Here is a 6,739-nt window from a genome sequence, read left to right on the forward strand (position 1 = left end):
TCGGGGATGGCAGGGGCTTAGTGTGTTGGGCGTGGAACTCAACGGAGCAAGCGCCATCGTCACCGGTGGCGCATCAGGTATCGGCGCGGCGACTGCCCGCCAGTTGGCTGCCAAGGGAGCCCGCGTCGTCGTGGCTGACCTGCAGGCGGATAAGGGCGAGGCCCTCGCCCACGAGATCGGCGGTGTGTTCGTCACCGTCGACGTCACCAACACCGACCAGATCCTCGACGCGGTCAACACCGCCGCCGACCTCGGTCCGCTGCGGGCCCTGGTGAACTCGGCCGGTATCGGCTGGGCCCAGCGCACCATCGGCAAGGACGGCGAATTCGAGTCGGCGCACAACCTGGACGTCTACAAGAAGGTCCTGGCCATCAACCTGGTCGGCACCTTCGACTGCATCCGGCTGGCCGCCACCGCGATGAGCCGCAACGAGCTCACCGACACCGGCGAGCGCGGAGCCATCGTCAACATGACCAGCGTCGCGGCCTTCGACGGCCAGATCGGCCAGGCGGCCTACTCGTCGTCCAAGGGCGGTGTCGTCGGCCTGACCCTCCCGGTCGCCCGCGACCTGTCCGCTGCGGGCATCCGGGTCAACACCGTGGCCCCCGGCCTGATCGACACCCCGATCTACGGCGAGGGCGAGGCCTCCGAGGCGTTCAAGGCGAAGCTGGGCGAGTCGGTGCTGTTCCCGCACCGCCTCGGCAAGCCGGACGAGCTGGCCTCCATGGTCGTCGAGCTGCTGACCAACTCGTACATGAACGCCGAGGTGGTCCGCGTCGACGGCGGCATCCGGATGCCGCCCAAGTAACTCTCGCGAACAGACCCGAAGGTCCCCCGGAGCGCACGTTCCGGGGGACTTTTGCGTCTGCCCGGCATGGCTGGCGATGATCGTCAGGTGGTCGACACCTGGTGGGGTAACACGCTGCTGGGCCTCGGCGCCGCCCTGCTGCTGAGCTGGCTCGTGCTCGTCGTCGCCCTGCTCGTCGTGCGGCCGCGCGGGAACCTGCTCAGTGAGGCGCTGCGGTTGCTGCCCGATCTGCTGCGGCTGATCCGACGTCTGGCCGCGGATAAATCTCTCCCGCGGGGCGTGCGGATCCGGCTGGCGCTGCTGGTGGTCTATCTGGCGCTGCCCATCGATCTGATCCCTGATTTCATCCCTGTGATCGGCTACGCCGACGACGCCATCATCGTCACCGTGGTGCTCCGCAGCGTCGTCCACCACGCCGGCCTGGACGCCGTCCGGGCGAACTGGCCGGGCACCTACGACGGGTTCGATGCCCTGGTGCGGCTGACCGGGCTCAACCGCTGAACAGACACAAAACCCCCTTTCGACGCTGAAAGGGGGTTTTGGGTCTGGCGCGGAGAGTGTTACCAGTCCGACTCGTCGAACTTGATGACGCCGCGAATGTTGTTGCCGTCCAGCATGTCCTGGTAGCCCTGGTTGATGTCCTCGAGCTTGTAGGTCCGCGTGATCATGTCGTCGATGTTCAGCAGGCCCGACTTGTACAGCGCAGTCAACCGGGGCGTCTCGACGTGCGAGTTACCGCCGCCGAAGATGTTGCCCTTCAACGTCTTCTGCAACATGGTGAACAGGAACAGGTTGAGCTTGACGTCGGCGTCCATCATCGAGCCCATGCCCGTCACCACGCAGGTGCCGGTCTTGGCGGTGAGGATCATCGCCTCTTCGATGTACTCGCCCTTCATCTCGCCCACGGCGATGATGACCTTGTCCGCCATCAGACCCCAGGTCGTGTCGATGACCGGCGCGATGGCCTCGGCCATCGAGGGGTAGACGTGCGTGGCACCGAACTTGATGGCCTGCTCGCGCTTCCATTCGTTCGGGTCGATCGCGATGACGTGCTTGGCGCCCGAGATGACTGCGCCCTGCAGGGCGCTCATGCCGATACCGCCGACGCCGACGACGATGACGGTCTCGCCGGGCTTGACGTCGGCGACGTTGGTGGCCGAACCGAAGCCGGTCGGCACCGCGCAGCCCATGATGGCCGCGGTCTCGAACGGGATGTCCTTGTCGATCTTGACGACGGAATCCTTGTGGACGGTCATGTACGGCGCGAAGGTGCCGAGAAGGTTCATCGGCGACACCTCACGACCGCGGGCGGTGATGCGGTTGGTGCCGTCGGCGATGGCCTTACCGCCGAGCAGGACCGCGCCGCGGTCGCACAGCGAGCGGAAGCCCTTCAGACACGGCGGGCATTCGCCACAGGCCGGGATGAAGGCGAGGATGACATGGTCGCCCTCCTCGATGCCGGTGACGTTCTTGCCGACCTTGGTGACGACGCCGGCGCCCTCATGGCCGCCGAGCGCCGGCAGCGCCATCGGGGTGGCACCGGTGGTCAGGTGGTAATCCGAGTGGCACATGCCCGCGGCGTGCATCTGGATCTGTACTTCGTCGGCGACGGGGTCGCCGAGGTCGATCTCGTCGACCTGGAATGGCGAGTTGAGTTCCCACAGCAGGGCGCCTTTGGTCTTCATGAGAGGCGATAATAGAACAGGTTGCAATACCGTTCAGTAACTGGCCGCTGACCTGCGATGATCCTGGCTTGATTTCGTTGTCGAGCGATGCGTTGCGGACAGGCGGCGATGAGAAACGTGCTCACCGTCGGTCTGCTCCAACATGACCGAGATCAACGCAAGCATCGTCCCGAATCTGTGGTTCGACCGGGAGGCCGAGCAGGCCGCCCAGCACTACATCGCCGCGTTCGGCGGCAATGGCCGGATCGTCAAGGCCATCGCCTCGCATCCCGATTCGCCGTCCCCGCAGGACGTGCCGGTGGTGGTCGAGTTCGAACTGTCCGGGCAGCGCTTCGTCGGCATCAACGGCGGCCCGCAGTTCACCTTCACCGAGGCGGTCTCGCTGGAAGTGCGCGTCACCGGCCAGGAGCAGCTCGACCAGATCTGGGCCGCGCTGGTCGAAGGCGGCGAGGAGTTGCCGTGCGGCTGGCTGAAGGACAAGTACGGGCTGGCCTGGCAGATCACCCCGACCGAGTACTACGACCTGCTGGACAACGGGGATTCCGAGGCCGATGCCCGGTTGATGTCCGCGGTACTGAGCACTGTCGGCAAGTTCGACATCGCCAAACTCGAAGCGGCGTACAAGTCAGAGTGAGGCGGGCAGCCCGAACTTCTCGAACAGGGTCAGCTCCATGAACGCCACCACATGCGAGATGCCTTCGGGGCCTACCTCGAGGACGTGCAACTGGAACGCCTCGTGCCGGCCCGTCTCGCGGTTGAGCATGTACATCGCCGCAGCGGGCTGGCCGTTGGCGCTCGTCGCGATGAACCGCATGTCGCCGGGTTCCTCGGCCGGGCACTTGTACCGGGACAGGTCGCCGATGGCCTGCGGCCCCTGGTACCAGGTGTCGAACGGCGGCATCTCCCAGACGGCCTCGGCCGTGAACAGCTCGACCAGCTTGTCGATGTCGTAGGCCTCGAAGGCTGCCATGTAGTTGCGCAGCAGGTTCTGGGCGTGGGGGGAGTCCGGCGGGTCGATCTCATCGTCCTGGCTGGGGCCCACCGCGTCGAGTTGAGCCCTGGCCCGCTGCAACAGGCTGTTGACGGCTGCCGTGGAAGTGCCGATCGCTCCGGCGACTTCCGCGGCCTTCCACTGCAGCACCTCGCGCATCACCAGCACCGCGCGTTGCCGCGGTGACAGATGCTGCAGGGCTGCGACGAACGCGAGCCGCACCGAATCCCGGGTCCCGACGATGGTGCTGGGATCCGCCGGGTCGTCGGTGGAATCCGGCAGGGGCTGCAGCCAGGGGATCTCGTGGTGCTCGGAGATCTCGTCGGTGGGCGACGAACTCGGGTTGCCCAACCCCGACGGCAGCGGACGGCGTTGCCTGCCCTCCAGCGCCGTCAGGCAGGTGTTGGTGGCGATGCGGTACAGCCAGGTACGCACCGAGGATTTGCCCTCGAAACCCCCGTAGGCCTTCCAGGCGCGCAGGTAGGTTTCCTGCACCAGATCCTCGGCATCGTGCAGCGAGCCCGTCATCCGGTAGCAGTGCGCCAGCAGCTCACGCCGGTAGCGCTGGGCGTCGGCCAGGAACGCATCGGCCGGGCTGTCATCGTCAAGGCGGTGAGCGAGGACCGTCACATTCGCGAGCTTACGCAGCACCCCCGACAACTTCGATCGAATACGCTCGCCAGGGTGACCAGCACCCGCAGTGAACAGACCTTCGACGGCGTCGGCGGGGTCCGCATCGTCTATGACGTATGGACGCCCGACGTCGCGCCGCGAGGCGTCATCGTCCTCTCCCACGGCCTGGGCGAACACGCCGGGCGGTACCACCACGTCGCGCAACGGTTCGGGCAGGCGGGGCTGGTCGTCTACGCGCTGGACCACCGCGGTCACGGCCGCTCCGGCGGCAAGCGGGTGTACCTGCGCGACATGTCCGAGTATGTCGGCGACTTCCACACGCTGGTCGGCATCGCGACCGCCGAGTACCCGCAGCTGCCACGCCTCGTGCTGGGGCACAGCATGGGCGGCGGCATCGTGTTCAGCTACGGCGTCGAATACCCCGACGAGTACACCGCGATGGTGCTGTCCGGGCCGGCCGTTGCCGCGCAGGCATCGGTGTCCTCGGCGCTGGCGGCCGTGGCCAAGGTGCTCGGCAAGATCGCCCCCGGGCTGCCCGTGGAGAATCTCGACGCCGACGCGGTGTCCCGCGACCCCGAGGTGGTGGCGGCCTACAAGGCCGACCCGTTGGTGTGGCACGGCAAGGTCCCCGCGGGCATCGCCCGGGCGCTGATCATCGTGGGCGAGACCATGCCGCAGCGGGCGTCGGCCCTCACCGCGCCGCTGCTGGTGGTGCACGGCGAGAAGGACCGCCTGGTGCCCGTCGAGGGCAGCCACCGCCTCGTCGAATGCGTGGCCTCCCAGGACGTCCACCTCAAGGTGTATCCCGGTCTGTTCCACGAGGTGTTCAACGAGCCCGAGAAGGAGCTTGTCCTCGACGACGTGACGACCTGGATCGAGACCCACCTGTGAGAAAGCTTGCGGTGGCACTGCTTTCGGTGCTGCTGGTGGCCGGCTGCGGTTCGGGGACCTCGACGGAGGGCCGGCAACCGGCATGGACCGATACCGACGTCACTTTCGACGCCGACGGTCTCACCATCCACGGCACCTATCGGCACCGGGACACGGCGGGCCCGGCCGCGCTGCTGATCTCCGAGAGCGGACCCACCGACCGCAACGGAGACAACAAGGTCGTCGGTCCGGTCGGCAATATGCGCCAGCTCGCGGAAACCTTGTCGGACAAGGGCGTCGCGAGCCTGCGCTACGACAAGATCGGCACCGGCGCCACCAAACTCGGCCCGTACGAGAAGAAACCCGCCGAGGTGGTCAGCGGTGTCTACACCAGCGGGGCGGCCGCCGCGCTGCGCTTCCTGGCCGGCCGGCCCGACACCGACGCGGCCGAGCTGTCGATCTACGCGGTGGGCGAAGGCGCCATCCACGCCATGACCCTGGCCGGTGCCGGTGATCCGAAGGTTCACTCGCTGGCGCTGTTTCAGCCGCTGTCCGGGCGCTACCTCGACATCATCACCAACCGGGTGCGCTCCGGCGCCACGCCCGAGGTGCTGACCGCCTGGCTGGGCGCCGTCGACGAGATCCGCACCAAGGGCACCGTGCCCGCCAACCTCCCCGAGGGGCTGAGCGCGATCGTCAACAAGGACAATCTCAACGCCATCATCGAGGCCGACAAGATCGACCCGCTGCAGCTGGCCGCTGCGCTGCCCGACGGCATGCCGGTGCTGCTCACCTGCTCGGACTCGGATTCCCAGGCCAGCTGTGAGATCGAGCGCCCGCTGATCGACGCGCTCAAGCACACCGCACTCACGCTCGTCGAGCTCAAGGGTGTCAACCACGTGCTGCGCGACGATCCCACCGACAGCATCGCCAACTACGGCAAGCCCGGACCGTTGTCACCGCAGGTGGTGGACGCGGTGGGAGGCTTCGTCGGGAAGTGATGTCAGAGGAGGTTTCTAGGATCGCGGGCATGACGGCAAGCGAGAAGCGAAGCGGATCGCGGTATGTCTGACGACAAGATGCTGGCGCGGATCGCCGCACTGCTGCGTCAGGCCGAGGGCACCGACAATCGGCACGAGGCCGAGGCGTTCATGGCCGCCGCCCAGCGGCTGGCCACCGCCACCGCCATCGACCTGGCGCTGGCTCGCGCGCATTCGGCCGAGCGGACCAAGGCGCAGATGCCGGTGCAGCGCACCATCACCATCGGCGAGGCCGGCACCAAGGGGCTGCGCACCTATGTGCAGCTGTTCGTGGTGATCGGCATGGCCAACGATGTGAAATGCGACGTGGCGTCCAACTCGACGTTCGTCTACGCGTACGGGTTCGCCGAGGACATCGACGCCACCCATGCGCTCTACACCAGCCTGGTGCTGCAGATGGTGAAGGCGTCGGAGAGCTACATCGCCTCGGGAGCGCACCGCCCGACCCCGACCATCACCGCCCGGCTCAACTTCCAGCTGGCCTTCGGGGCCCGGATCGGGCAGCGGCTGTCGGAAGCCAAAGAGGAGGCCCAGCGCGAGGCCGACGAGGCCGACCGGCCGGGTACCGCTATCGCGTTGCGGGACAAGGATATCGAGCTGCGCAGCTTCTACCGGGAGACGTCGCAGGCCCGCGGCACCTGGCGGGCCGCCAGCGCGTCGGCCGGGTACTCGTCGGCCGCGCGCCGGGCCGGGGACCGTGCCGGCCGCCATG

8 protein-coding genes are annotated in these 6,739 nt (G+C 67.4%); 6 read left to right on the forward strand and 2 right to left on the reverse strand.

Going from position 1 to position 6,739, the window contains the following annotated elements:
* Nucleotides 1-31: 31 nt before the first annotated feature.
* A complete protein-coding gene (locus tag TX88_RS02915; RefSeq protein ID WP_044514536.1) occupies nt 32-808 on the forward strand; it encodes an SDR family NAD(P)-dependent oxidoreductase in 777 nt (258 codons plus the stop codon).
* A gap of 66 nt (nt 809-874) precedes the next feature.
* Complete coding sequence (locus tag TX88_RS02920) at nt 875-1,309, forward strand: YkvA family protein (protein ID WP_044514538.1); 435 nt, start codon at nt 875-877, stop codon at nt 1,307-1,309.
* A 59-nt stretch (nt 1,310-1,368) separates the two neighbouring features.
* Here TX88_RS02920 and TX88_RS02925 read toward each other — a convergent pair whose 3' ends face one another.
* Nucleotides 1,369-2,493 carry an NDMA-dependent alcohol dehydrogenase gene (locus tag TX88_RS02925; protein WP_044514540.1) on the reverse strand — a complete coding sequence of 375 codons (1,125 nt, stop codon included), beginning with the start codon at nt 2,491-2,493 and terminating at the stop codon, nt 1,369-1,371.
* A 142-nt stretch (nt 2,494-2,635) separates the two neighbouring features.
* On the opposite strand from TX88_RS02925, the gene TX88_RS02930 reads away from it, so the two are divergent.
* The gene (locus TX88_RS02930; protein WP_044514541.1) at nt 2,636-3,127 is read left to right on the forward strand and encodes a VOC family protein; all 492 of its coding nucleotides are present in this window, start codon (nt 2,636-2,638) and stop codon (nt 3,125-3,127) included.
* Here TX88_RS02930 and TX88_RS02935 read toward each other — a convergent pair.
* Nucleotides 3,119-4,144, reverse strand: a complete 1,026-nt coding sequence (locus TX88_RS02935; protein ID WP_044514543.1) for a sigma-70 family RNA polymerase sigma factor — start codon at nt 4,142-4,144, stop codon at nt 3,119-3,121. The two genes, TX88_RS02930 and TX88_RS02935, sit on opposite strands and share 9 nt — an antisense overlap.
* Before the next feature lie 24 nt (nt 4,145-4,168).
* On the opposite strand from TX88_RS02935, the gene TX88_RS02940 reads away from it, so the two are divergent.
* The 3 genes from TX88_RS02940 to TX88_RS02950 form a co-directional block, all read left to right on the forward strand.
* Nucleotides 4,169-5,008, forward strand: a complete 840-nt coding sequence (locus tag TX88_RS02940; protein WP_044514544.1) for an alpha/beta hydrolase — start codon at nt 4,169-4,171, stop codon at nt 5,006-5,008.
* A complete protein-coding gene (locus tag TX88_RS02945; RefSeq protein WP_044514546.1) occupies nt 5,005-5,988 on the forward strand; it encodes an alpha/beta fold hydrolase in 984 nt (327 codons plus the stop codon). Before TX88_RS02940 ends, TX88_RS02945 begins: the two co-directional genes overlap by 4 nt.
* A 63-nt stretch (nt 5,989-6,051) precedes the next feature.
* Nucleotides 6,052-6,739: DUF2786 domain-containing protein (locus TX88_RS02950; RefSeq protein ID WP_084621770.1), on the forward strand; the 688-nt coding region annotated here is incomplete at its 3' end.

Source organism: Mycolicibacterium septicum DSM 44393 (assembly GCF_000455325.1).
GTDB classification, from domain to species: domain Bacteria; phylum Actinomycetota; class Actinomycetes; order Mycobacteriales; family Mycobacteriaceae; genus Mycobacterium; species Mycobacterium septicum.